At 57.5% G+C, this 25,975-nt stretch carries 21 protein-coding genes and 1 tRNA gene; 8 read left to right on the top strand and 14 right to left on the bottom strand.

Annotation, left to right across the window (positions count from 1 at the left end; all coding sequences use genetic code 11):
- Positions 1-1,203: 1,203 nt before the first annotated feature.
- The 5 genes from narI to EBL_RS09625 all read right to left on the bottom strand — a co-directional run bounded on the left by narI (position 1,204) and on the right by EBL_RS09625 (position 9,331).
- Positions 1,204-1,881, bottom strand: coding sequence for a respiratory nitrate reductase subunit gamma (gene narI / locus EBL_RS09645; protein ID WP_002440901.1), 678 nt, complete (start codon positions 1,879-1,881; stop codon positions 1,204-1,206).
- Positions 1,881-2,576: a nitrate reductase molybdenum cofactor assembly chaperone gene (gene narJ / locus EBL_RS09640; protein WP_002440902.1), complete on the bottom strand. Its 696-nt coding sequence runs from the start codon at positions 2,574-2,576 to the stop codon at positions 1,881-1,883. Before narJ ends, narI begins: the two co-directional genes overlap by 1 nt.
- Positions 2,576-4,126 carry a nitrate reductase subunit beta gene (gene narH, locus EBL_RS09635; RefSeq protein ID WP_002440904.1) on the bottom strand — a complete coding sequence of 517 codons (1,551 nt, stop codon included), beginning with the start codon at positions 4,124-4,126 and terminating at the stop codon, positions 2,576-2,578. Before narH ends, narJ begins: the two co-directional genes overlap by 1 nt.
- On the bottom strand, positions 4,123-7,863 hold the full coding sequence (locus tag EBL_RS09630; protein ID WP_002440905.1) for a nitrate reductase subunit alpha: 3,741 nt from the start codon (positions 7,861-7,863) through the stop codon (positions 4,123-4,125). The genes narH and EBL_RS09630 overlap by 4 nt, the downstream gene beginning before the upstream one ends.
- Before the next feature lie 67 nt (positions 7,864-7,930).
- Complete coding sequence (locus tag EBL_RS09625) at positions 7,931-9,331, bottom strand: NarK family nitrate/nitrite MFS transporter (protein ID WP_002440906.1); 1,401 nt, start codon at positions 9,329-9,331, stop codon at positions 7,931-7,933.
- A gap of 347 nt (positions 9,332-9,678) precedes the next feature.
- Between EBL_RS09625 and yncE the strand changes: the two genes are divergently transcribed.
- Positions 9,679-10,722, top strand: coding sequence for a 7-bladed beta-propeller protein YncE (gene yncE, locus EBL_RS09620; RefSeq protein ID WP_014716013.1), 1,044 nt, complete (start codon positions 9,679-9,681; stop codon positions 10,720-10,722).
- A 49-nt stretch (positions 10,723-10,771) separates the two neighbouring features.
- Here yncE and tpx read toward each other — a convergent pair whose 3' ends face one another.
- Entirely contained in the window at positions 10,772-11,278 is a 507-nt protein-coding gene (gene tpx, locus EBL_RS09615) for a thiol peroxidase (RefSeq protein WP_002440908.1), read from the bottom strand.
- 140 nt (positions 11,279-11,418) lie between these two features.
- Between tpx and ycjG the strand changes: the two genes are divergently transcribed.
- The gene (gene ycjG / locus EBL_RS09610; RefSeq protein ID WP_002440909.1) at positions 11,419-12,387 is read left to right on the top strand and encodes an L-Ala-D/L-Glu epimerase; all 969 of its coding nucleotides are present in this window, start codon (positions 11,419-11,421) and stop codon (positions 12,385-12,387) included.
- Here the strand turns inward: ycjG and mpaA are convergent.
- Positions 12,384-13,088, bottom strand: coding sequence for a murein tripeptide amidase MpaA (gene mpaA / locus EBL_RS09605; protein WP_002440910.1), 705 nt, complete (start codon positions 13,086-13,088; stop codon positions 12,384-12,386). The two genes, ycjG and mpaA, sit on opposite strands and share 4 nt — an antisense overlap.
- Positions 13,089-13,295: 207 nt before the next feature.
- Between mpaA and EBL_RS09600 the strand changes: the two genes are divergently transcribed.
- Positions 13,296-14,918: a peptide ABC transporter substrate-binding protein gene (locus EBL_RS09600; protein ID WP_002440911.1), complete on the top strand. Its 1,623-nt coding sequence runs from the start codon at positions 13,296-13,298 to the stop codon at positions 14,916-14,918.
- Positions 14,919-14,967: 49 nt separating this feature from the next.
- Here the strand turns inward: EBL_RS09600 and EBL_RS09595 are convergent, their stop codons facing one another.
- Positions 14,968-15,168, bottom strand: coding sequence for a hypothetical protein (locus EBL_RS09595; protein ID WP_002440912.1), 201 nt, complete (start codon positions 15,166-15,168; stop codon positions 14,968-14,970).
- Positions 15,169-15,379: 211 nt separating this feature from the next.
- Here EBL_RS09595 and zntB point away from each other — a divergent pair, with 211 nt between their 5' ends.
- Together zntB and dbpA are read left to right on the top strand one after the other, a co-directional pair.
- Positions 15,380-16,366, top strand: a complete 987-nt coding sequence (gene zntB / locus EBL_RS09590) for a zinc transporter ZntB (RefSeq protein WP_002440913.1) — start codon at positions 15,380-15,382, stop codon at positions 16,364-16,366.
- Positions 16,367-16,717: 351 nt separating this feature from the next.
- The gene (gene dbpA / locus EBL_RS09585; RefSeq protein ID WP_002440914.1) at positions 16,718-18,088 is read left to right on the top strand and encodes an ATP-dependent RNA helicase DbpA; all 1,371 of its coding nucleotides are present in this window, start codon (positions 16,718-16,720) and stop codon (positions 18,086-18,088) included.
- A 40-nt stretch (positions 18,089-18,128) separates the two neighbouring features.
- Here dbpA and ttcA read toward each other — a convergent pair whose 3' ends face one another.
- Positions 18,129-19,064 carry a tRNA 2-thiocytidine(32) synthetase TtcA gene (gene ttcA, locus EBL_RS09580; RefSeq protein ID WP_002440915.1) on the bottom strand — a complete coding sequence of 312 codons (936 nt, stop codon included), beginning with the start codon at positions 19,062-19,064 and terminating at the stop codon, positions 18,129-18,131.
- A gap of 200 nt (positions 19,065-19,264) precedes the next feature.
- Between ttcA and EBL_RS09575 the strand changes: the two genes are divergently transcribed.
- Positions 19,265-19,837: an anti-virulence regulator CigR family protein gene (locus tag EBL_RS09575; RefSeq protein WP_002440916.1), complete on the top strand. Its 573-nt coding sequence runs from the start codon at positions 19,265-19,267 to the stop codon at positions 19,835-19,837.
- Between the two features lie 124 nt (positions 19,838-19,961).
- Here the strand turns inward: EBL_RS09575 and EBL_RS09570 are convergent, their stop codons facing one another.
- The 5 genes from EBL_RS09570 to EBL_RS09550 all read right to left on the bottom strand — a co-directional run bounded on the left by EBL_RS09570 (position 19,962) and on the right by EBL_RS09550 (position 24,664).
- Positions 19,962-21,398, bottom strand: coding sequence for a cytochrome c (locus EBL_RS09570; RefSeq protein WP_002440918.1), 1,437 nt, complete (start codon positions 21,396-21,398; stop codon positions 19,962-19,964).
- Positions 21,395-23,047 (bottom strand): GMC family oxidoreductase, encoded by a 1,653-nt coding sequence (locus tag EBL_RS09565; protein WP_002440919.1) that lies wholly within the window; start codon positions 23,045-23,047, stop codon positions 21,395-21,397. Before EBL_RS09565 ends, EBL_RS09570 begins: the two co-directional genes overlap by 4 nt.
- Entirely contained in the window at positions 23,044-23,619 is a 576-nt protein-coding gene (locus EBL_RS09560) for a sorbitol dehydrogenase family protein (protein WP_002440920.1), read from the bottom strand. Before EBL_RS09560 ends, EBL_RS09565 begins: the two co-directional genes overlap by 4 nt.
- Positions 23,620-24,099: 480 nt before the next feature.
- On the bottom strand, positions 24,100-24,318 hold the full coding sequence (locus EBL_RS09555) for a YodC family protein (RefSeq protein WP_002440921.1): 219 nt from the start codon (positions 24,316-24,318) through the stop codon (positions 24,100-24,102).
- 270 nt (positions 24,319-24,588) lie between these two features.
- Positions 24,589-24,664: transfer RNA gene (locus tag EBL_RS09550), tRNA-Lys, on the bottom strand.
- A 214-nt stretch (positions 24,665-24,878) separates the two neighbouring features.
- On the opposite strand from EBL_RS09550, the gene EBL_RS09545 reads away from it, so the two are divergent.
- Together EBL_RS09545 and map are read left to right on the top strand one after the other, a co-directional pair.
- Positions 24,879-25,130, top strand: a complete 252-nt coding sequence (locus EBL_RS09545; protein WP_002440922.1) for a ParD-like family protein — start codon at positions 24,879-24,881, stop codon at positions 25,128-25,130.
- A complete protein-coding gene (map, locus tag EBL_RS09540) occupies positions 25,127-25,912 on the top strand; it encodes a type I methionyl aminopeptidase (RefSeq protein WP_002440923.1) in 786 nt (261 codons plus the stop codon). Before EBL_RS09545 ends, map begins: the two co-directional genes overlap by 4 nt.
- Positions 25,913-25,975: the final 63 nt, after the last annotated feature.

Raw genomic sequence — 25,975 nt, 5'->3', positions numbered from 1 at the left:
GTCGATGTCGCGGTTTTTTTATTTCTGACGGTAATTAGTTACAACATACTGGTGATTTTATTCAGCGCCGCATTTCAGCACCGTGCGCTATTTCGCTCTGTAAAAACCGCCTTTCAGAACGTCCGGGCAGCGGTGAGGGTGGGGGGAATGTCCGCCTGATTTGGGGTCGGTATTATGGGGCAGGTGAGAGAGCGTTGATTCTGGTTAAGGTATAACAGGACGTTAATTGAGCAGTAACTAAAAGGATCGGTTGAATTGTCTGATAAACAGTAAAAAATCTTTGCAAAATGCACGGTCGCGGTGAGTACACCATCCGCGATTTGGCCGGATTACTTTCCGTTTTATGGTCAATTGGTTTGATTGAGCAGAGGAACTTAAAGCGCAACGGGCGTCGGATGATGGAATTGCAGATATCATAGTCAGGATGATTCGATAATCATGATGAATCTTATTAAAAGGTTTTTCAGACGGGTATTAATGTCATTGGTTTCGTATTATGGCCCGGCAGTACTGACAATAATTTTTGCTTTGGTTCAGGGGCTATTGTTTCCGGACAGCCCAATCTGGCTCATTCCTTTATTTTTCGTGTTTATTATGGTCGCTTTATCGATATATGAAATTATAAAGTTTAAACGTTAGTATTATCGTAATCGTAGGGTTCTGACGTTACGTCTGTTGTGTTGATGGGGGGCTTTCAGACGCTGAGTATGTAACAGCACAACTGCACTTGTTTGCCAGAGGTTGATGTAAAATCGGACTTTTCTATATGGGATTGCTATAGATTGTCGCGATAAGAATCATCTGAGCATAACCATCATGAAAAAGTATGTACTTTACGCTGCCGTAGTGACTGCCATCTGTGCCATTTTGTTGACTGGGGCTCTGCTACCGAACCCGGCTAAAGAGCAGGCCAAAGAAGCGCTACAGAGTTGTATTCAGTCTGAAAGTGATTGCGCAAACCTGATCAGCGATTACCAGGAAAGATTTGGCGAGAACCCTTAGCCGTCGAATTTTATTATCGACGTCCCATGCCGCCGCACTTTGTGCGGCGTTTTTTTCATTAGGCAATTTTTTTGGTTTCAGGGCGGTGTGCTTTTACCGTGGGCGGCGATAATCCCCAATGCACCAAGATGTAGTACCGGTTCCCGGACGGCAGAAAAACCGTCCGGGATGTTAAGGGGCGTGGCTCCCTGGCCTGACCGGCTAGCGCCGGGAGCGGACCACCTGGTAGCGCCGGGTAACATACTCCACCGGAGCGCTCCAGATATGCACCAGACGGGTGAACGGGAACAGCAGGAAAATGGTCATGCCCAGCACCAGGTGCACGCGGTAAATAAAGGCCACCCCGTCCAGGTGGCTGGCCGCACCACCCTGGAAGGTCACCACCGCCTGGGCCCAGCCCACCAGTTTGAGCATCTCGCTGCCGTCCATATGCTGTGCGGAAAAGGGAATCGTCAGCAGACCCAGCGCGCACTGGATAACCAGAATCGCCAGCACCACAATATCGGCCGTGGTGGAGGTGGCCCGCACCCGCGGGTTATATAAGCGGCGTTTCAGCAGCAATATCCCGCCCACCAGGGTCATAACACCGCAAATCCCCCCGGCCACCATGGCCAGTTTCTGTTTTTCCGCCATGGGCAGAAAGGATTCATACATCCAGTGGGGGGTCAGCAGGCCGAAAAAGTGGCCGAAGAAAATCCCCAGAATCCCGATATGGAACAGATTAGAGGCGAGGCGGAACCCTTTTTTGTCCAGCATCTGGCTGGAGGCGGCACGCCAGGTGTACTGGCCGTAGTCGTAGCGCAGCCAGCTCCCCACCAGAAAGACCGTACCGCACAGATACGGGTAAATATTGAAGAAAAAGACATTCAGCCATTGCATTATTTTGGCCCTCCTGCGGCGATATCCAGGTATTGCGGGGCAACATCCTGGCTGAACCGGCGCTGATAGTGCTGTTGGGGCGAGCTGTCGCACGCCGTTGCGTTATCATCAATAAACCGTACCTGCTCCTCCTCCCATACGGCATCCAGCGCCTGGGGGGTGTCGTCCCGGGTTTCCCCGGCCACCTGGCGGCCAACACTGTGGCTGCGTAACGGGCTGCCGGAGAGGGCCAGGAGAGCGTCGAAAATCAGCGCGTATTCGCTCTCCCGCTCTGCCAGCCGCCCGCCGATCAGCGCCAGAATCGGGGCAATATTGACCAGCCCCTCCCGGGCCTCCGGTTCCGGGCGGCAGCTGAGGTACTCCAGATACAGGGGCAGATAGTCGGGCAGCTCGCGCCGGTCAAGGGCCAGATCGGCGGCGCCGTACTGGGACAGCAGATCCACCATCGCCTGGCCCCGATCCCGGGATTCGCCATGAACATGCTCAAACAGCAGCAGCGAGGTTGCGCGGCCGCGCTCAAAGGTTTCCCCCCATTCCACCTGCTGGTCCATCAGCGGGCGGGCCAGCCAGTGGGGCAGGCGGGCCGCCAGCTCCGGCGCCCCTTGTGCCAGCAGGGGCTGGAGCTCATGGCCGTGCTCCCACAGCAGCTCGTCCGGGTATTCCAGCAGGCAGGAGAGCGCTTTTAATATCTGCATCAGTGCTCCTCCCGCTTGCCGCTGGCGTCCACCGCATCAATATTGATAGCGTCTATCCGCCGGCTGTTGAACAGGTTGAATTTGGTGTCTGAACCGTGGCAGCCGTCGCCAAAGGTGAAACCGCAACCGTTACGCTCACCGAAGGCGTCACCGGCCATCTCCCGGTGGCTGGTCGGGATCACAAAGCGGTCCTCATAGTCGGCGATAGCCAGGTAGCGGTACATCTCCTCCACCTGTTCGACGGTCAGGCCCACCTCTTCAACGGCGCGGGTATCGGTAGTGCCATCCACGGTCTGGGCCCGTTTGTAGTGGCGCATGGCCATCATGCGCTTCAGGGCGCGCAGCACCGGCCCGGTATCACCGGCGCTGAGCAGGTTTGCCAGGTACTGCACCGGGATCCGCAGGGTTTCCACAGCGGGCAGCACATTGCCGTTATGGGGCAGTGCACCGGCGTCGGCTACCGACTGGATCGGTGACAGGGGCGGCACATACCAGACCATGGGCAGGGTGCGGTATTCCGGGTGCAGCGGCAGGGCAAGCTGCCAGTCGATGGCCATTTTATAGACTGGCGAGCGCTGGGCGGCGTCGATAACATTCTGGGGGATCCCCTGGCGCAGGGCTTCTGCGATGATTTGCGGATCGTTCGGGTCAAGGAACACATCGCACTGGCGCTGGTAGAGATCCTGCTCATTTTCGGTACTGGCGGCCTCGGCAATGCGGTCTGCGTCGTACAGCAGTACCCCCAGATAGCGGATCCGCCCGACACAGGTTTCCGAGCAGACCGTCGGCTGGCCGGATTCAATACGCGGGTAACAGAAAATGCACTTCTCGGATTTGCCGCTCTTCCAGTTAAAGTAGATTTTTTTGTAAGGGCAGCCGCTAATACACATGCGCCAGCCACGGCATTTATCCTGATCGATAAGCACAATGCCGTCTTCTTCACGCTTGTAGATAGCCCCGCTCGGGCAGGTGGCAACACAGCTGGGGTTCAGGCAGTGTTCGCACAGGCGCGGCAGGTACATCATGAAGGCGTTTTCAAACTCGCCATACATCTCTTTTTGCATGGCGTGGAAGTTACTGTCTGCTGAACGCTTACTGAACTCGCCCCCCAGCAGCTCCTCCCAGTTGGGGCCGTGTTCAATCTTCTCCATGCGCTGGCCGCTTATCAGTGAGCGGGGCCGGGCGGTGGGCTGAAACTTACCTTTGGGCGCGTTATGCAGATGCTGGTAATCAAAGGTAAAGGGCTCGTAGTAGTCGTCTATCTGCGGCAGCACCGGGTTGGCAAAAATACCGGACAACACCCCAATCTTACCGCCCAGGCGCGGCTCCAGCTTGCCGCTGATTTTGCGGATCCAGCCGCCTTGCCATTTTTCCTGGTTCTCCCAGTCTACCGGGTAGCCGAGGCCGGGCTTCGTCTCTACGTTGTTAAACCACGCGTATTCCGTGCCTTCACGGCTGGTCCAGACGTTTTTACAGGTCACGGAGCAGGTGTGACAACCGATGCATTTATCCAGGTTGAGCACCATACCCACTTGCGAGCGAATCTTCATTTTGTCTTCTCCTGTACCTGATCCTTACCTTCACCGTCCAGCCAGTTAATGTGCTTCATTTTGCGGATCATAATGAACTCATCGCGGTTAGAGCCCACGGTGCCGTAGTAGTTGAAGCCCCAGGACAGCTGGGCATAGCCGCCGATCATATGGGTGGGTTTTGGGGTGATACGGGTGACGGAGTTGTGGATCCCGCCGCGCATGCCGGTCACTTCAGAGCCGGGGATATTCATGATCCGCTCCTGGGCGTGGTACATCATGGTCATGCCCGCAGGAATACGCTGGCTGACCACCGCCCGGGCCACCAGGGCGCCGTTGGCGTTGAAGACTTCAACCCAGTCGTTATCGGCAATGGTCAGCTCCCGGGCGTCTTTTTCACTGATCCAGACAATCGGGCCGCCGCGTGACAGGGTCAGCATCAGCAGGTTGTCGCTGTAGGTGGAGTGGATCCCCCATTTCTGGTGCGGCGTCAGGAAGTTAAGCGCCTTTTCCGGGAAGCCATTAGGGGCAACCTGTTTCATATGCTGCAGGCTGCCGGTGTCTACCGGCGGGCGGTAGCTGGCGAGGCTTTCACCAAAGTCGCGCATCCAGGGGTGATCCTGGTAGAGCTGCTGGCGGCCGCTCAGGGTGCGCCAGGGGATCAGCTCGTGGACATTGGTATAGCAGGCGTTGTATGAGACATGTTCATCTTCCAGCCCGGACCAGGTGGGGCTGGAGATTATCTTGCGTGGCTGGGCGACAATATCGTGAAAGCGGATTTTCTCATCTTCTTTGGCGGCGGCCAGATGGGTATGGCTGCGCCCGGTAAATGCCCCCAGCGCCTGCCAGGCTTTCACGGCCACCTGGCCGTTGGTCTCCGGGGCGAGGGTGAGGATCACTTCTGCCGCATCCCGGGCGCTGTCAATCAGCGGGCGCCCGGCTGCCGGGCCGTGGAGTTTGGTGCGGTTCAGCTTGCCAAGGAGTTCAACCTCGCTGTCGGTTTTCCAGTTGATCCCCTTGCCGCCGTTGCCCAGTGAGTCCATCAGCGGGCCGAGGGAGGTAAAACGCTCCCAGACTTCCGGGTAGTTGCGCTCTACTGTCGCAATGGCGGGGCCGGTTTTCCCGGGGATCAGATCGCATTCGCCTTTGCGCCAGTCCTGAACGTCAAACGGTTGTGAGAGCTCCCCCGGGGAGTCATGCATAATCGGCTGGAGCACCACATCCGTTTCTACCCCTAAATGGCCCGGACACAGCTCAGAGAAACGCCTGGCCAGCCCTTTGTAGATCTCCCAGTCGCTGCGCGACTCCCAGGCCGGGTCAACGGCGGCCGTCAGCGGGTGAATAAACGGATGCATATCCGAAGTATTCATATCGTCTTTTTCGTACCAGGTGGCGGTAGGCAGCACAATATCGGAGAACAGACAGGTGCTGGACATCCTGAAGTCCAGGGTGACCAGCAGATCCAGCTTGCCCTCGATGGCGTCGGACTGCCACTCCACCTCTTGTGGGGCGACACCGTCCGTCGTGCCGAAGGCCTCCCCGTTAATGCCGTTTTCGGTGCCCAGCAGGTATTTGAGCATATATTCATGCCCCTTACCGGAGGAGCCCAGCAGGTTAGAGCGCCAGACAAACAGGTTACGCGGATGGTTTTTGCCGCTGTCTGGCTGCTCACAGGCCATGCGCAGATCGCCGCTTTTCAGGTTATTCACCACATACTCTTTTACCGGTACACCGGCCTGCTGTGCGGCGGCGGCAATGTGCAGCGGGTTGGTATTCAGCTGCGGTGCAGAGGGCAGCCAGCCCATGCGCTCCGCCCGGACGTTAAAATCGATCAGGTGGCCGGTGTAGCGTGCCGGATCCGCCAGTGGTGAGAGCAGCTCCCGGGCGGTCAGCTTTTCATAGCGCCACTGTTCGGAGTGGTTATAAAACCAGGAGGTGCTGTTCATCTGGCGCGGCGGGCGCTGCCAGTCCAGGGCAAAGGCCAGCGGGAGCCAGCCGGTCTGGGGGCGCAGCTTTTCCTGGCCCACATAGTGGGACCAGCCGCCACCGCTCTGGCCAATACAGCCGCAGAACACCAGCATATTGATAAGCCCCCGGTAGGTCATATCCATGTGATACCAGTGGTTGATACCGGCTCCGAGGATGATCATGGAGCGGCCGTGGGTTTTATGGGCCGTGCTGGCAAACTCCCGGGCTATCTGTTCAATATACTGGCGCGGCACCCCGGTTATCTGCTCTGCCCAGGCGGGGGTATAGGCTTTCACCGTGTGGTAATCGCTGGCGCAGTTCTCATCACCCAGCCCGCGATCCAGGCCATAACTGGCGAGGGTCAGATCGTAAACGCTGGCGACCAGCCCCTGGCTACCGTCGGCCAGGGTAATGCGGGTGGCGGGAATACGGTGGTACAGCACCGGTGACTGGGGAACATGGCGGAAGTTGGGGTTTTCCTGGCCGCCGAAATAGGGGAACCCGACACTGGCTATCTCGTCATGGTTTTCCAGCTGGCTCAGTTGCAGGGCCACCTCCTGCCCGGCGGCCAGGGGCTCAAGGTTCCATTTGCCTTTTTCGCCCCAGCGAAAGCCGATGGAGCCGTTAGGCACCACCAGGTGGCCCTCTTCGGTGCGGGCAACGGTTTTCCACTCCGGGTTGTTACTCTCCCCGAGGTTGTCCACCAGGTCTGAGGCCCGCAGCATCCGGCCCGGCACGAACTGGCCGTTGTCCCGGGCTTCCAGCATCACCAGCATGGGCATATCCGTATAGCGGCGGGCGTAATTGAGGAAGTAGTCACTGGGGGTGTTGAGGTGGAACTCGCGCAGGATCACATGCCCCATAGCCATCGCCAGTGCGCTGTCGGTGCCCTGTTTCGGGGCCAGCCACTGGTCAGACAGTTTGGCCACTTCGGAATAATCAGGCGTGATGGCAATGGTTTTGGTGCCTTTATAGCGCACCTCAGTGAAGAAGTGCGCGTCTGGCGTGCGGGTCTGGGGAACGTTCGAGCCCCAGGCAATAATATAGGCGGAGTTATACCAGTCGGCCGATTCCGGCACGTCGGTCTGCTCGCCCCAGGTCATCGGGGAGGCGGGGGGCAGGTCGCAGTACCAGTCATAGAAGCTCAGGCAGGTGCCGCCCAGCAGCGACAGGTAGCGGGTGCCCGCCGCATAGGAGATCATCGACATGGCCGGGATTGGCGAAAAACCGGCTACCCGATCCGGGCCGTAGTGTTTAATGGTCCAGATATTGGCAGCGGCAATCAGCTCGTTGACCTCCTGCCAGGTGGTGCGCACAAACCCGCCCCGGCCCCGGGACTGTTTGTACTCGCGGCATTTCTGCTCATCACTCATGATGGCGGCCCAGGCCTCAACCGGATCGCTGTGCTGCTGGCGCGCGGCGCGCCAGTATTCCAGCAGCACCTGGCGGATTTGCGGGTATTTCAGGCGGTTGGCACTGTACAGATACCAGGAGTAGCTGGCCCCGCGCGGGCAGCCGCGCGGCTCGTGGTTGGGCATATCCGGGCGGGTGCGCGGGTAGTCGGTCTGCTGGGTTTCCCAGGTGACCAGACCATTTTTGACATAAATCTTCCAGCTACAGGAGCCGGTACAGTTCACACCGTGGGTTGAACGCACGATCTTATCGTACTGCCAGCGCTGGCGGTAGCCGTCTTCCCAGTCGCGGTTATTGTGGTATTCCTGACCATGACCACCGGCGAATGTCTCGCCTTTTTGCTTAAAATAACGCAACCGGTCGAGTAATTTGCTCATGCTTTTCCTCCCGTGGAGGGGTTACCCCCTCCGTAACGACATTGCGGATAATAGTGATATTGTGTTGTTATCTGGATGTTTTTTTGCCTGATGCTCTGCGGCCGTATACCAGCCAGGTGACCAGGACACACACCACGTAAAACACCAGGAATATTTTCATGGCGCCCACCGGTGAGCCGGTCATTGCCAGTGAGGAGCCGAAGGCTTTGGGGATAAAGAAACCGCCGATAGCACCAATCGCGGAGATAAACCCGAGGGCGGCGGCCGTATCGGTAACCGCTTCGCGCTGGGCCTGTTCATCGCTCCCGCCAAGGCGTTTTACCCGCCCGAGCGTCAGGCGACGGAAGATAATGGCGATCATCTGGAAGGTGGAGCCGCTGCCGAGCCCGGCGGTGAGAAACAGCCCCATAAAGACGGCGTAAAACGCCCAGAAATTGCCGCCGCCGTTCTTACCCGGCAGGGTCGTAAACAGCAGGGCGGTAAACAGCGCCATAAAAATGAAGTTAATTAAGGTCACCCGCACGCCGCCAAACTTATCGGAGATAACCCCTCCGGCAGAGCGGGCCAGCGCACCAATAAACGGGCCAAAAAACGCGAGCTTAAGGATGTTCACCTCCGGGAACTGGGTTTTTGCCAGCATGGCAAACCCGGCAGAAAAGCCGATAAACGACCCGAAAGTGGCGAGGTACAGCAGCGCCAGCAGCCACATATGGGGGCGTCTGAGGACCGGTAACTGCTCGGCAATGGAGGCCTTCGCGCTGGAGATGTCATTCATCCCGAACCAGGCGGCAAGGGTCGCCAGCACCAGCAGCGGCACCCAGAGCCAGGCGGCGTTGGCCAGCCACAGCCCTGAGCCATCCGGCTGGCTGACACCCGCCGCGCCGAAGGCGGTAAACAGCGGCAGCACAATCACCAGCGGCGCGAGTAACTGCATCACGCTGACCCCGAGGTTACCCAGCCCCCCATTGACCCCGAGGGCGCTTCCCTGCAGGTGTTTAGGGAAGAAAAAGCTGATATTGCCCATGCTGGAGGCAAAGTTGGCCCCGGCAAAGCCGCACAGCAGCGCGATGATAATAAATGTACTGTAGCGGGTGCCCGGATCCTGCACCGCGAACCCCAGCCACAGGCAGGGGATCAGCATGATGGCGGTGCTTATCACGGTCCAGTAACGGCCCCCCAGGAGCGGCACCATAAAAGAGTAGGGCACCCGCAGCACCGCGCCGGAAAGGGCGGGCAGAGCCGTCAGCATAAACAGCTGATCGGTGGTGAAGTTAAACCCCACTTTATTCAGGTTGATGGCAACCGCGCTGAACAGCATCCAGACGCAGAATGCCAGCAGCAGGCAGGCCACTGAAATCCATAAGTTGCGCCGGGCAATATATTTGCCTTCGTTCTCCCAGAAGGCGGGGTTTTCCGGTGTCCAGTTGCGCAGCTGATAGCGGTTATTTTTTTCCGTTGATTGCGACATTGTCATCCTCATATGCAGACAAATTACTTGTTATTCTTTAGTATCATCAGTCCATCGCGCTGATACTTTTTTGGTTGTACTTCTAAAGGTAGATAAGAAATCGCGATCTGCAGGGCGAAATTTAGGGGTATATGCCGGGAAATGTTAAATCTGGCTAATATGTCAGCGTGCCAGCACCGGGATATAAGGGCATCCCGGATAAAAAATTCCCGTCGGTATTATGAAAATGCGTGCTTTCTGGTGGTAAATGATTACTATTCTCAGAAAAGTAAAAGGCAATGGACCTTTTATTCACCGGTAAACAATGTGAAGCGCGTAATAACAACTCCCAGGAAGGAATTCTGCTCATGATTTCACCGACATTCTCCCGCTCGTTACTGGCTGCCCTGCTGGCCGGGAGCGCTTTTTCTGTGCTGGCCGCAGACGCCATGCTGCGCAGCCCGGTGGGCAAAGGCGCTTATGAAATGGCCTACAGCCCGGCGGAAAATGCCCTGTTTGTGGCCACCTCCGGTAGCCGTAAAAACGAGGTAGGCGGCGTGGTATACCAGCTTGATCCCCAGACCCTGACGGTCGTGAAGACCCTGCATAACGATCTGAAACCCTTCGGCGCCACCATTAATACCAAAACCAACACCCTGTGGTTTGGTAACACCATGAACAGCGCCATTACCGCCATAGACGCGGCCAGCGGTGTGGTAAAAGGCCGCCTGGTGCTCGATGATCGCAAACGCACTGAAACGGTACGCCCGCTGGCCCCAAGGGAGCTGGCGGTTGATGAAGCCACCAATACTGTCTATATGGGCGGGCTGGGCCCGGAGAGCGTGATTTGGGTGGTGGACGGGGCAACCCTGAAACTGCGCAATACCATCAGCGGGCTGGGTAAAATGAACACCGGCCTGGCGCTGGACAGCGCGGCCGGGCGGCTTTACACCAGCAACGGGGACGGGGAATTTATCACCATTGATACCGCCACCGGTAAGGTGCTGGCGCGTAAGAAACTGCTTGATGACGGCAAAGAGCATATGCTGCTGAACATCAGCCTTGATACCGCGAACCACCGGGCATTTGTGACCGACTCAAAAGGAACCGATTTACTGGTGGTGGATACCCGCACCGGGGATGTCACCGGCAAAGTGGCACTGCCGGAGTCGCTGGCGGTGCTGTTTAACCCGGCGCGTAATGAGGTGTACGTTACCCACCGGCAGGCGGGCGAGGTGAGCATTATTGATGCCAGCACCCTGAAGTTAACAAAAACCCTCAAAACGCCGGTCCACCCGAATAGCCTGGCGCTCTCGCCGGATGGCAAAACCCTGTATGTGAGTGTGAAGCAGGTCTCTACCCGCCAGCAGGAGGCCACCCTCCCGGACGATATACTGCGGATAACCCTGTAAACTTGCGGGGAAGATGGCATAACGGGTGCCCCGGGCACCCGTTAATTTTTTAGCCCTGCAGCGCCGCCAGGGCACTGTCGTAGTCTGGCTCGGTGGTTATCTCATTTACCAGCTGGCTGAAGATAACCTCATCCTGCTCGTTAAGTACCACAACGGCACGGGCGGTGAGCCCACGCAGCGGGCCTTCGCTGATGGCCACACCGTATGCCTGCTTAAATTCCGGGTTGCGCAGTGTAGACAGGGTGACCACGTTGCTCAGCCCTTCAGCGCCGCAGAAGCGGGACTGGGCGAAAGGCAGGTCGGCCGAGATGCACAGCACCACGGTGTTATCCAGCTCGCTGGCCAGCTGGTTAAATTTACGCACAGACGCGGCGCAAACCCCCGTGTCGATGCTCGGGAAAATATTCAGCACTTTGCGCTTACCGGCATACTGCTGTAGCGTCACGTCGGACAGATCAGCGGCGGTCAGGGTGAACGCTGGCGCTTTGTTTCCTTTCTGGGGGAATTGTCCTGCAACGGCAACCGGATTGCCCTGGAAGTGAACTTGTTGTGACATATCGGATTCCTTTTATTACATATAATTAACACCTCCACTAGTCTAAGCCACTCCGGTGTCTTTTTACATAGAAAACTGAAACTGCATTTAAATCAGTGGAGTCGTTATACTGAGGGCATTCATGGAAATCCGGAGACATTATGAGAAGGATAAGGGTTTACGAAGAGGCGTGGCCACTCCACTCCCCGTTTGTGATTGCCAGGGGCAGCCGCAAAGAGGCAACCGTTGTGGTGGTTGAACTCGAAGAGGACGGCGTCAAAGGGAGCGGCGAGTGTACGCCGTATCCGCGCTATGGTGAGAATGTCGCCTCGGTGATGGCCCAGATTGCCACCGTGATGCCCCAGCTGGAGCGGGGAATGACCCAGGAACAGCTTCAGCAGCAGCTCCCCGCCGGGGCCGCCCGTAATGCGGTGGACTGTGCCCTGTGGGATCTGGAGGCCCGCCGCCAGGGGCTGAGCCTCGCCCGGCTGACCCACACCACACTGCCCGATGAGATAGTCACCGCCCAGACCGTTGTTATTGACTCCCCGGAAAAAATGGCCGAAGCCGCGATCATGCTGTGGAACAAAGGGGCCCGGCTACTGAAAATCAAGATGGATGACCGGCTTATCAGCGAGCGGATGGTCGCCATTCGCAGCGCAGTACCGGATGCGACACTGATTGTTGATGCCAACGAATCCTGGCACGGGGAAGGGCTTGCCTCGCGCAGCCAGTTCCTGGCTGATCTGGGGGTGGCGATGCTGGAGCAGCCGCTGCCGGTCGGGGATGATGCAGCGCTTGAGAACTTTATCCACCCGTTACCCATCTGTGCCGATGAGAGCTGCCACACCCGCAGCGATCTGGCAACCCTGGCCGGTCGCTATGAGATGATCAACATCAAGCTGGATAAAACCGGCGGGCTGACAGAAGCCCTGGCCCTGGCCCACCAGGCGGCAGAGCAGGGCTTTGAATTAATGCTGGGCTGTATGCTGTGTACCTCCCGGGCTATTCGCGCGGCCCTGCCGCTGACCCCCGGGGTATGCTTTGCCGATCTGGACGGCCCGACCTGGCTTGCGGTGGATGTTGAACCACCGCTGAAGTTCAGCACCGGGCTCCTCCACCTGGCTTAAGACCACTGCAGCAGGGCTGTCATCGGGTGCAGGTAGCGCTCGCTGGCGTCGTCTGCCGATATGGGGGGCAATTCAGCCGTGATGCAGGGCAGCGACCGATCCGCGCACCAGCTGCCAAAGGAGCCGGGGGTAGCATAGCCGACACTGGTCACCAGCGGCAGCCCGAAGGCGTCCGCCATCCAGTTTCCCAGCGCGGAATTGCCGGGATCTTCAATGCAGGCCAGGGGATCGTGGAATGAGACCACCCAGGCCGGGCGGATATCCTCAATCAGCTGGCAGAGGGCGGCGGTTTCCGGCTCAGAACCGGGGTGTTGCCCCGTTGAGAGGCGCACATCGCGCTGGGTGGCCTGGCTGTTCCAGCGGTAGACCGTTTGCCCCGGTTGCCAGTTCCGGCTGGGGAAGTTGCGGTTCAGATCCACACCGCGGGCATTTGCCCGCAGCCCGAGCTGGCACCCGTCCGGATTGACCGCCAGCAGAACATGGTGGCGGCGCAGCTCCGCTTCCAGGGTGCGCAGTGCGCAGGAAAGCGTGACGCACGCCGCGTTTTCATCCCCGTGGGTGGCAGCGATAATTAACCCGGTGTGCGGCGAGCGCCGGGGAGCGGGAAACCAGAGTAGCGGGGCGCCCAGCACCGATTTTCCATAGGGCCGGGGGCTGGCGGGAAGCAGACCCCGCAGTGGCCGGGGGCGTTGTGTTGTCATGATAGCCTGTCTTATCACTCGCGGATTTTGTCTGGCAAGTATACCCTTCTGGCGCTAAATCGGGAGTCGTCCGCACGGTCCGGGGCTTTACAGCATCAGGTTGTAAGACCACACTATTCAGTGCGTTGCATGCCAGCGGGGCTGGCGTGCTGACAAAAAGATAATAATTTCGCTGCGGGATCTTCCCGCCCTGACCACAGGTGATTTATGCAATTTACTGCACGCGTTTCCGGCCTTGCGCTATTTCTGGCCGCTGCTTTTGCCACCCCGGCCTGGTCGGCTGTGGTGGCCCCAGGGGCTGTTCTGGCGGATAAACAGGAGCTGGTAAGGCACATCAAAGATGAACCGGCATCACTGGATCCGGCCAAAGCCGTAGGGTTACCGGAAATTGAAGTGATCCGCGATCTGTTTGAAGGGCTGGTCAGCCAGGATGAGAAGGGCAATATCATCCCTGCGGTGGCTACCCGCTGGAAGAGTAACGATAACCGCATCTGGACCTTCACACTGCGCGATAACGCGCGCTGGAGTAACGGCCAGCCGGTGACGGCGCAGGACTTTGTTTATGCCTGGCAGCGCCTGGTGGATCCGCAAACCACCTCGCCGTTTGCCTCTTTTGCCGCCCTTGCCGGTATTGCTAATGCCCAGGCTATCATTGACGGGAAATCCGCACCGCAGACGCTCGGCGTCACGGCAACAGATGCCCACACGCTACAGGTCAAACTGGATAAACCGGTGCCGTTTTTCCCGGCGCTGACGGCCAATTTCTCCCTGTTTCCGGTGAACAAAAGCAACCTTGAGAAGTTTGGCAATGACTGGACCCGGCCGGGGAATCTGGTGGGGAACGGGGCGTTTGTTTTACAGTCCCGGGTGGTGAATGAAAAGATTGTGCTGCAGCCGAATAAGCAGTATTGGGATCACGGGAACACAGTTCTGACGAAGGTGACCTTCGTGCCGATTAACCAGGAGTCTGCCGCCACCAAGCGTTACCTGGCAGGGGATCTGGATATTACCGAGTCATTCCCGAAGAACCTGTATCAGAAACTGAAAAAAGAGATCCCCGATCAGGTCTTTACCCCGCCGCAACTGGGCACGTATTACTACGCGTTTAACACCCGTAAAGGGCCGACGGCCGATCCCCGGGTGCGCCTGGCGCTGAGCCTGACTATCGATCGCCAGATCATCGCCGATAAGGTCCTCGGCACCGGTGAAAAACCGGCCTGGCACTTCACGCCGGAAGTTACCGCCGGGTTCACCCCGCAGGCTTCTCTGTTTGAGGGCATGAGCCAGGCAGAGCGTAATGCCCAGGCCAAAACGCTGCTGGCCGCGGCCGGGTATGGCCCCGCCAAACCCCTGAAGCTGACGCTGCTGTATAACACCTCAGAAAACCACCAGAAAATTGCGATTGCGGTTTCCTCAATGTGGCGCCAGAACCTGGGGGTGAATGTGAAGCTCCAGAACCAGGAGTGGAAGACCTATATCGACAGCCGCAACACCGGCAATTTTGATGTGGTCCGTGCCTCCTGGGTGGGAGACTACAATGAGGCCTCCAGCTTCCTGTCGCTGCTGACCTCAACACACAGCGGAAATATTGCCCGCTTCAGTAGCCCGGCGTACGACAAATTGCTCGATCAGGCGAGCCGGGAGACCACCACCGTGGCGCGGAACAAAGAGTACAACCTGGCGGAAAAGATCATTGCAGAGCAGGCACCGATTGCGCCGATCTACCAGTACACGAACGGGCGACTGATTAAACCGTGGGTGAAGGGGTATCCTATTAATAACCCGGAGGATATGGCCTACAGCCAGCAGATGTACATTATCCGGCATTAACCGGTGTAAAAAAGCCCGCAAACTGATGCGGGCTTTTTCATGGAAAAGATTAACGGTGCCCGCGGCCAGAACCGCCATAACCACCTTTGTGGTCACCGTATCCGCCGTGCCCGCCATAATTACCGTGGTTACCATGATATCCACCGTGATAATCACCATGGTGCCGGTTGTGGTGCCCGTCATGGTACACACAACCGCTTACCGCGCTGGCGGACAGGATGACGGCCAGAATCATTGCATACTTCTTCATTGCTTCTCCTCGCTGCCTTCTCAGTATGAAAGCCAGGTTGGTATACCATGAGCAGCCGCTCAGGAATACCCGCCAGGCGCGATTACAGACGTATCTGAGTCTTATCCGCGGGAGTGAAACGGTTGCGGGCGTTAGTGGCACATATGGCATTGCTTAACGGCGCCCGATGGCTAGACTGACTGTAAATATTACGTCAGAAATGATGGAGTTAATGGTGGAGTCACTTCAAGGTTCACAACTGAACGTGCAGGACGCAGTGTTTGCCTTACAACTGGATGGCAAAGGCGGGGTGCGCCCGCTGGAGGATAAGGATCAGATAGACAAAAATAACCCCTGCTGGTTGCATCTTAATTATTCCAACCAGGAGAGCATGAAATGGCTGGAGACCACGCCACTGTTGCCGAATGTGGCCCGGGACGCGTTATCCGGCGAAAGTACCCGCCCGCGGGTATCGCGCCTTGGTGAGGGGACACTGCTGACCCTGCGCTGCATTAATGGCAGTACCGATGAGCGCCCGGACCAGATGGTGGCGGTGCGGGTCTATATGGACGAGCGGATGATTATCTCAACCCGCCAGCGCCGGGTGCTGGCGCTGGACGATGTGGTCAACGATCTCAATGAGGGAACCGGGCCTGTGGATTGCGGCTCCTGGCTGGTGGATGTCTGTGATGCCATGACCGATCACTCAAATGAGTTTATTGAAGATCTCCATGACCGGATCATCGACCTTGAGGACAATTTGCTCGATCAGCAAATTCCCCCACGGGGCTTTCTGGCGCTGACCCGCAAACAGCTCATTGTGATGCGCCGCTATATGGCGCCCCAGCGGGATGTTTATGCCCGGCTTGCCAGTGAGCGCTTAAGCTGGATGAACGACGATCAGCGCCGGCGGATGCAGGATATTGCCGATCGCCTGGGGCGCGGGCTGGATGAGGTGGACGCCTGTATCGCCCGCACGGCGGTCATGTCAGACGAAATCGCCCAGGTGATGCAGGAATCCCTGACCCGGCGCAGTTACACCATGTCGCTGATGGCGATGGTATTCCTGCCCAGCACCTTTCTGACCGGGCTTTTTGGGGTCAACCTTGGGGGGATCCCCGGGGGGAGCTGGCCCCTGGGGTTTAGCCTGTTTTGCATTATGTTAGTGATGCTGATTAGCGGTGTTATATGGTGGTTGCACAGAAGTAAATGGCTGTAAGACATCACATTTTTAACCGGAGACACCGGGTAAACCTGAGCAAAATTGAGCGATATCAATAAAAAAAACACTGGACTGGCGCAATATCGGTCTCGCAGGTGAATGCAACGTCAAGCGATGGGCGTTGCGCTCCATATTGTCTTACTTCCTTTTTTTGAATTACTGCATAGCACAATTGATTCGTACAACGCCGGCTGATAGCCGGCTTTTTTTTGTGCATCGCTGGCGGCAAACAGCATTGCAGTGCCAGCCCCCCCGGCCCACGGGTAAAACCGATTAAATTGTCGCGTTCTGTGCGCAGATCTGCGAGGATACGCCCCCTGCTAATTTTGTCCCATGAGAGAAATCACCGTGACTGCTTTTGCTACCCTGAATACGCTACCCGCCGCGCTGCTGGATAACCTGGAATCCCTTGGCTACAGCGCGATGACGCCGGTACAGGCCGCGGCGCTGCCGGTTGTGCTGGCCGGAAAAGATGTGCGGGTACAGGCGCAGACCGGCAGCGGTAAAACCGCGGCGTTCGGGGTAGGGCTGTTGCCGAAAATTGATGCCGGCCAGTTTGCCACCCAGGCGCTGGTCCTGTGCCCGACCCGGGAGCTGGCCGATCAGGTGGCGGGGGAGCTACGCCGCCTGGCCCGCTTCCTGCCGAATATCAAAATCCTCACCCTGTGTGGCGGCCAGCCTTTTGGCCCCCAGCGGGACTCACTGCAGCATGCGCCGCATATTATTGTGGCGACCCCCGGGCGCCTGGTGGATCACCTGCAAAAGGGCACCGTAAAGCTGGACGCGCTGCAAACCCTGGTGCTGGATGAGGCGGACCGGATGCTGGATATGGGGTTCAGCGAGGCGATTAATCAGGTGCTGGACAGTGTGCCGCCGCGCCGCCAGACGCTGCTGTTCTCCGCCACCTGGCCGGAAGGGATTGCGGCGATCAGCGCCCGGGTACAGCGTGACCCGCAGACCATTGAAATTGACCGGGTCGATAACTTACCGGCGATTGAGCAGCAGTTTTATGATGTGCCACGGCGCGGCAAGATTGCGCTGCTGCAAAGCCTGCTGAGCCAGCACCGCCCGGCCTCCTGCGTGGTGTTCTGCAACACCCGTAAAGATTGCCAGGAGGTGTGCGACGCCCTGAACGACGCGGGCCAGGAGGCGCTGGCCCTGCACGGGGATATGGAGCAGCGCGATCGCGACCAAACCCTGGTGCGCTTTGCCAACGGCAGCACCCGGGTACTGGTGGCGACCGATGTGGCGGCGCGCGGGCTGGACATTAAAGCGCTGGAGATGGTGGTCAACTATGAGCTGGCCTGGGATCCTGAAGTGCATGTCCACCGTATCGGGCGTACTGCCCGGGCGGGTAACAGCGGGCTGGCGGTGAGCTTCTGTGCCCCGGAAGAGGCCCAGCGGGCGGCTATCCTCTCTGACATGCTCCATATCACCCCTGAGTGGCTGCCACCGGTCAGCAAACCGCTGGTGCCCCTGAAAGCGCCCATGGCAACCCTGTGCATTGACGGCGGTAAAAAGGCCAAAATGCGCCCCGGGGATATTCTGGGGGCGCTGACCGGGGATATTGGCCTGGCGGGTGAGGATATCGGCAGGATTACGCTTTCAGCAACCCACGCATATGTGGCGGTGCGCCAGGACGTGGCCCGGCAGGCCTGGAAACAGCTCCAGGGCGGGAAAATCAAAGGCAAAACCTGTAAAGTGCGGCTGCTGAAATAGCGGCCAGTCACTCAGGCCCGGGGCCGGGCCTGAGTGCGGGTTATTTTACTTCCACCACATTCAGGCGCATCTCTTCGTGAGGGGCGTCCTCTTCCTCTGGCTGCCAGCCTGCCGGTGCCAGCGGGATCTCCTGGCGATCAAACGCAATATCGCCCCCGTCGACCACCTCGCTGCCGTGCCGGATCCCGGCAAAATCAAACAGACTGGTATCACACAGGTGAGAGGGCACCACATTCTGCATGGCGCTGAACATGGTTTCGATACGCCCCGGGTAGCGTTTATCCCAGTCGCGCAGCATTTCGGCAATCACCTGACGCTGGAGATTAGGCTGGGAGCCACACAGATTGCAGGGGATTATCGGGAAGTTTCGCGCATCGGAAAAGCGCTGAATGTCCTTCTCGCGGCAGTATGCCAGCGGGCGGATCACGATGTGTTTGCCGTCGTCGCTCATCAGTTTCGGCGGCATGCCTTTCATTTTCCCGCCGTAGAACATGTTGAGAAACAGGGTTTGTAAAATATCGTCCCGGTGGTGACCAAGGGCTATTTTGGTTGCCCCCAGTTCGCTGGCGGTGCGGTAGAGAATACCGCGGCGCAGGCGGGAGCACAGGGAGCAGGTGGTTTTCCCTTCCGGGATTTTCTCTTTAACGATCCCGTAGGTGTTCTCTTCAACAATCTTATATTCAACGCCAATGCTTTCCAGATAGGCGGGCAGAATATGCTCCGGGAAGCCGGGCTGCTTCTGATCAAGGTTGACCGCCACCAGGCTGAACGAGATGGGGGCGCTCTGTTGCAGATTACGCAGGATCTCCAGCATGGTGTAGCTGTCTTTCCCGCCAGAGAGGCAAACCATGATCCGGTCGCCGTCTTCTATCATGTTGAAATCGGCAATCGCTTCGCCCACATTGCGACGCAGGCGTTTCTGAAGTTTGTTAAGGTTGTACTGATCTTTCCGGGTAATATCCTGGTTGTCTTGCATGGTGCTCTGTCTCAGGGGCTGGCGCGGCCAGCAAAAAAAGTATGGGCGTATGGTACGGATTACCGCACTAAATGCCAGCGCGTTTTACAGCGCTATAGCATCTGGCCCGGATCACCGCAAAATAAGAAAGCATGAGATTGTTAATGCGTTATGCCTGTTCTATGTTCAAAGCGTTAAATTAACTTTAAGGAATAATCATCATGTTTAAGCGTCGCACTCTCAAAACTGCACTTGCGGCGGTTATCTCACTCGCCATGCTTGCAGCCCCCGCTTACGCGAACCCCGGTAACGGTGGTGGTAACGGCGGCGGTAACGGTGGTGGTCATGGTAACAGTGGTGGTGGTAATCATGGCAACAGCGGCGGTGGTAATCATGGCAACAACGGTAACCACGGCAACGGCAATAACGGCAAAAGTGGCGCGAACCAGGGCAAAGGGCAGGGAAACGACAAGTCTAAGGAAGATCGCGACAGCCGCAAAAGCTACGGTAAACCAGACCATGTAGACGCGGATATCAGCTTCTCCCGGGCCCGCTCACTGGCCGTTAATTACGGGCTGGTGGGGTATAAATCCCTCCCTCCGGGTATTGCCAAAAATGTTGCGCGCGGTAAAACGTTGCCCCCGGGAATTGCAAAGAAATCCTTACCCGCCTCTATGCTGCATGATTTGCCAAATTATCCGGGATATGAATGGCAGGCCATTGGTAACGATTTAGTACTGGTCGCACTAAGCACAGCCGTTGTGACCGCCGTTATTAACGGTGTGTTTGACTGACAAACACCCGGCAGGCGCATCATCACGAAGGCCACCTGCGGGTGGCCTTTTATCATGGTGAAGGCGCACGCTTCGTATCCGGTCCGCTGGTAAATGGACCACAGACGCGAAGCGTCTCTGCCGGTTACTTACTGGCCTGTTTGCGCAGGTGTCGGCGCAGCAGCCAGATGATCAGCGCCAGCACAATAATGCCGCCGACCCCCATCCCCGGGATGATAAACGGCTGCACTTGTGCAATAAACGGCTTCGGCCCGCCAGCACGTATTTGCGCAACATCCTGCGGGGTGACCGTTACGCGGACATTGCCGTATTTCTGCAAAACGAAGTTTGCAATATCGGCAATTTGCTTATCAGTAAGTTCACCCACATAGGATCCCTCACCAAACGCCGGCATTAATACCTGATGACCGCCGGTTGTCCGGTCGACACCAAATAAAATTGCCGCAATCAGGTTGGAGGGGTTGCCCATTGCGGTAACCGTATTACGGGTCAGCGCCGGGTAGGCCTGGTTCTCACTGCCGCTGCCGTCTGGCTGGTGGCAACTGGCGCAATAGCCGCTGTACAGGGCCTCACCACTGGTCAGGGTGTGGCTGGCCGTTGGCGGGTTTTTCCCCCGCAGGCTATTTTCCACGTTCCAGGCACCACTCGTGTTGCCGTTGTCGGCCGGTGTTGCTGTGGCGACATCATTATCGCCGGGCTGTGCCGGGACAGTTTTCAGGTAGGCAGCAATGGCATGGAGCTGCTGGGCCGTCAGATACTGCAGGCTGTGCTCAACGGCCTCCGCCATGGGGCCTGCGGCCTGGGCTTTACCTTCGGCGCGGCCTGTGCGCAGGTAGTCGACAATCTGCTGCTCGCTCCAGCTACCGATACCGTCGGTAGCGTCCGGGCTGATATTGGGGGCATACCATGGGCCCAGTTGGGCGCCTGCCAGATACCGCTTCTGATCTTCTGCCATCATCAGATTGCGCGGGGTGTGGCAGGTGCCGCAGTGCGCCGGTCCCTGGACCAGCCAGGCGCCTTCGTTGATTTCCGCTGTGGCCTGGCTGTCGGGCACAAAGCGGGCGTTATCCAGGTAGAGCAGGTTCCACGCCGCCATCACCAGGCGGATATTAAACGGAAAGGGCAGATCGGTCTTCGCCTCCGGGGGTGTATCTACCGGGGCGACACCGTGCATAAAATAGCTGTACAGGGCGTGGATATCCTCATCACTGAGCCGGGTATAGGCGGTATAAGGCATAGCCGGGTAGAGGTGCGCCCCGTCCCCGCGAATGCCTTCACGCAGTGCCCGGGCAAACTGCGCTTCGGTATAGCGGCCAATGCCATAGCGCACAGACGGGGTAATATTGGTGGCGTAGATGGTCCCCATCGGAGAGGCGATCCCGTAGCCCCCGGCATAGGGTTTTCCCTGGTGGGGGGTATCGGTGTGGCAGGCCATACAGTCTGAGGCGATAGCCAGCGCGTGGCCACGGGCGATAAGCGAGGCATCCGGGGGTGTCTGGGCACCGGCAGGGCCCGCCAGCAGCGTCGCGCAGGCCAGGGCTGAGAGCATGAATTTGTTCATTTGCCCTCCATCATACGGTGCACATCGTCGGCGGCTTTCAGGGCCAGGGCCGCCATGGTCAGCGTGGTGTTGACCACACTGGCAGAGGCCATGGCTCCGCCCCCGGGTAGCCATAAATTGGCGTGATCGTGGGCGCGGCAATTACCGTCCACCACCGAATCCCGGGGGTTATCCCCCATGATGGTGCCGCCCATAATATGGTTGTTGGCGTTGAGGGTATCGTTGATGACAAACTCTTCGGCACTGAACAGATCGCCAATCTGGCGCAGCTGTTTTTTCACCTCTTCCAGCCCTTTGCGCACGTAATCCCCCACGTCGTAGTGGATATCCGGGCAGGCCAGACCATGTTTATCTTTACGGGTGGGGCTCAGGGTCAGGCGGTTGTCCGGATCCGGCAGGGGTTCAAGGCTAATCGACAGATCCACCGAGCGGCTGGCGCGATCGCGGATTTCCGCGTCCAGAGCCTTACCCACCAGGCCGGTTTTCAGCGCCTGCAGGGCGGAGGGGATCACCCGGTTGATGTTATTGATGATGATTTTATTGGCTGAGTGGCGGGCGCGGAACTCACCATCGCGATAGCCCACCATGCAGCTGCTTTGCGCCGGGCCACGGCCTGTCCAGAGTGGCTCGCGGGCGAGGAATGAGCAGTGCAGGCCGGAGTGGTCCATCATATTGCGCCCCACCTGATCAGAGCTGTTCGCGATGCCGTTCGGGTTGCGCTCATTGGCGGCCAGTAGTAACAGCCGGGGGGTCTCGATACCATTGCAGGCAAGTACAAATGCCCGGCCGGTGGCGCGATGGGAGCGGTGCTGGTTATCGTACCAGTGTACTGCCGTCACGTTATTCTGCTCGTCTGTATCGATTTTGTAGACCACCGATTCAGCCAGCACCTGTGCCCCTTTATGTTCGGCGCGCTCAATATGGTGGATGCCGTTATACATGGCGCCGATCGGGCAGATAGGCTGGCAGTTATTATTGCCACAGCAGGTCGGGCGCCCCTGCCAGGGGCGGGTACTGCGGCCCTGGGGAATCGGTACTGAGCGAAAGCCGTGAGGATTGACAATTTCGGCGATGCGGCGATCGCCATAGGCCCAGGGCACCATATCCATCGGGTAGGGTTTGCTGCGCTCAACGGGGGACTGCCAGTCCGGGTTGTTTGGCCCGGCTACCCCAATTTCTTCCTCCGCCCTGCAATACCAGGGCTCCATATCCTGGTAGGAAATGGGCCAGTCCCGGCCCACCCCGTAGCGGGTTTTCATCTGAAAGTCGTTCGGGTGGTTACGCCAGCAGGAGGCCGCCCAGTGCCAGGTGGTGCCGCCCACGACCCGTAAATACCCTTGCTTAAAGCTCGAGCCGTTCGGCCCGCTGAGCTGGACATAATTATTTTCCGGGAAGTAGAGCGGTGCGGTGGCATATTCCGATTGCGGGTACAGCCCCTGAAAATCAGATCCGGCCCGGTTTTTTATCGGCATATTGCGCCAGTTTTCCACGGCCTGAGCCCGCTCAATGCGCGGGCCGGCTTCCAGCACCAGCACGGAGTAGCCAAGGCTTACCAGGTTCTCGGCCATTAAGCCGCCAACAATACCGGAGCCGACAATCACAATATCTGCCCGGGCATCCCCGGCGGCATCAATTACAGGGCGTTTCATGCGTTATTCCCCTGTGCCTGCGGAAGATCCGTTGCCGGGACAGTGGGCTCCCGGGTGACGCCCGGTGGCAGTCCCAGCCACCACATGGGCCCGTAAGTACACCAGGTGGGAACAATCAGTGCATCTCTGGTCGTTTTATACATCAGTGCATCCTTATAGCTGACCAGTTCGGTATGGCCGGAGCCCTCCACGGCAACGGTGCCGGTGTACCATGCGGTGACAATCGCCGTCATGATCTCGCCCAGCCCGTGCCGGATGGCCTGCTGGTTAAAGGCCAGGGCATCCGGGGCCTGCTGGCTTATTGCGTATAACACCGGGAGCGCGCTGGCGAAGGCGGGGATTTGCTGGTTAAGCGCGCTGAAATAGCGGGCTGACAGGGCGGGATCCAGCGTCTCGTGTTCCGTGATTTTTCGGGAAATATTGAGGAATTGGGCAAATTCCAGCGGGGAGGCGGCGGCGTGTGATTTCTCGGCAAAGGTGAGTCTGGAATAGGGCATTAAACTTACCGTTACCATCACTGAGGCCATTCTGACTAATGCCTCCCGGCGCGTCATGATGTTTTGTAGTGACATACTCAGCTCCGGATAAATCTCTTTGTATTGCGCGTGTCGATTAACGGGTACGGATGACATTGTTTTTATTATATGTACGTAACTTTACAATCAGGTTAACGATATAGACTGGGCAGCCCTGTTGTTAGCGGTATTTTTTAAATAAGTTGCATAAAATACCTTGTGGTTATTTTTGTTTTTAACCTGATGATTTTTAATATATTAGCTGGCGTGTTCCGGACGTATGACGCTATTTATGAGGGGGCGGAGCAAAAAAAAACCGCCAGCAGTGCTGGCGGAAAACTGGAAGCAATGTGAGCAATGTCGTACCGGTTCGCTGGCGTGCAGGCTCAGCGTACCGGTGAGAGCAACGTTAACAGTAATGATTATCATTATCAATAGTAAATTACTGAGTTTGTCATCGTGCCGTTGAGAGTGGTGGTGGTGAAGACACCGTGTTCGCAGGATGTTAGCCGCCTTCAGGCGGCTAACGTTACCCCATCACCCACACCCTATAGCGGGATCAGTATTAGCGAACTTAAGGGTTGCAGGATCAAATGCATCAACCAGCTTATGGCCCAGATTATCCATCCAGGCGACAACTATGTCGTTGCCGGGAAAAGCCGCCCATTCTTCGCCCATATCCCGGGCAAACCCCAAAACGGTCATGTGAGGTCCACCTGATTTCAGGGTAACAACATCTCCTGTTTTTACAGTCATATGTCCTCCACTTTTTTAACAGGCACAGGTATCCGGATGCCATCTGTAGGGTTTGTTCAGTAGCCGCCGGTTTGGTGTTGTTCCTGCCGTTTCAACACCTCTGTAATGATCAATAGTTCAGAGTTGCGTTATCAGCGGTCAGTCGTTCGGCTGAAAATAGCCGAAATGAGGTTCCGGGCAGCATAAAGCCACGGGCGGCCATGACGAAACCTGGCGGTATAAATGCAGGAGGCGTTTATTTAACAATATGAAAATAAAAGGGAAGGGAGGTGGTGGGTTGTGAGGGATTCGAACCCTCGACCGATGGATTAAGAGTCCACAGCTCTGCCAACTGAGCTAACAGCCCACACCGTGTTGAAACGAACTATAGACCTGTGAATATCAGGGTCAAGGGGTTTTTAAAAAAATCCGCACTTGTCAGCAATGCTAATGTTTAACTGTCGTTTTATTCGCCATTGCGCACACATTTCCGCCATCAGCACACCGTGCTACCCGCTAATTACCCGGCAATGTCAGAATCTGCTAATATACGCTTCATATATGTTTTATATAGGTGCTTTATGGGAATCGTTAAAATCTCCGATCTGATGCATGAGAACCTGCGGGTGGCCAGCAATGCCATGAGCCGCTCGATCAATGCCCAGGCGGAATACTGGCTAAAACTGGGGATGCTGGCAGAGCTGTACCCGCATTTAACCCACCAGCAACTGGTTCGCCAGTTAATCAACAGCGAAATTCATCACGGAATGGCGATTGACCGCATCGTGGCGGACGACATTCCGGCAGACTTACCGCAGGAGCAGGCATCATGACCGGCATTAAACTTCACACCCCCGCAGAAATAGAAATGGCCAGGGCCGCCGGGCATGCCGCGGCCAGCGTACTGGAAATGATCACCCCTTATGTCCAGCCCGGCGTCACCACCGATGAGCTGGATCGCCGGTGTTATGAATATATTGTCGATCACCTGAAGGTTATCCCCGCCAATATTGGCTATCACGGCTACCCGAAAACGGTCTGTACATCGGTTAACCATGTGGTGTGCCACGGCATTCCGGCAGATAAAAAACTGAAACAGGGCGATATCGTGAATATTGATGTGGCCATCATTAAAGATGGCTGGTACGGGGATACCAGCCGGATGTATTTTGCCGGTGAGCCTTCGATTCGCGCCAGGCGCCTGGTGGATGTGACCTATCAGTCAATGGTGGCCGGTATCAAGGCGGTGCGGGCCGGGGCTACGCTGGGTGATATCGGGGCCGCTATTCAGACACTTGCGCAGGATGCCGGATTCTCGGTGGTGCGGGAGTATTGCGGCCACGGGGTAGGCCAGGTCTATCACGATGAGCCCCAGGTGCTGCACTATGGCGTGCCGGGAAGCGGCGTGGTACTGAAACCGGGGATGATTTTTACTATTGAGCCGATGATCAATGCCGGGAAGGCCGGGACCAGTGTCCTGAATGACGGCTGGACAGTGGTCACCCGGGATCGTTCGCTCTCGGCCCAGTGGGAGCACACCGTTGCGGTGACTGAAGATGGTTACGATCTGCTGACCCCCTGGCCGGAAGGGACCGGAAACTACGCCCCCGTTTAACCCCCGGCCACACAGTAAAAAGCCCGCCAGAGAGGCGGGCTTTGTGGTTTACGCCAGAGCCCA

This window comes from Shimwellia blattae DSM 4481 = NBRC 105725, assembly GCF_000262305.1.
GTDB classification, from domain to species: domain Bacteria; phylum Pseudomonadota; class Gammaproteobacteria; order Enterobacterales; family Enterobacteriaceae; genus Shimwellia; species Shimwellia blattae.
This window is presented reverse-complemented; position numbering and strand designations above follow the sequence as displayed.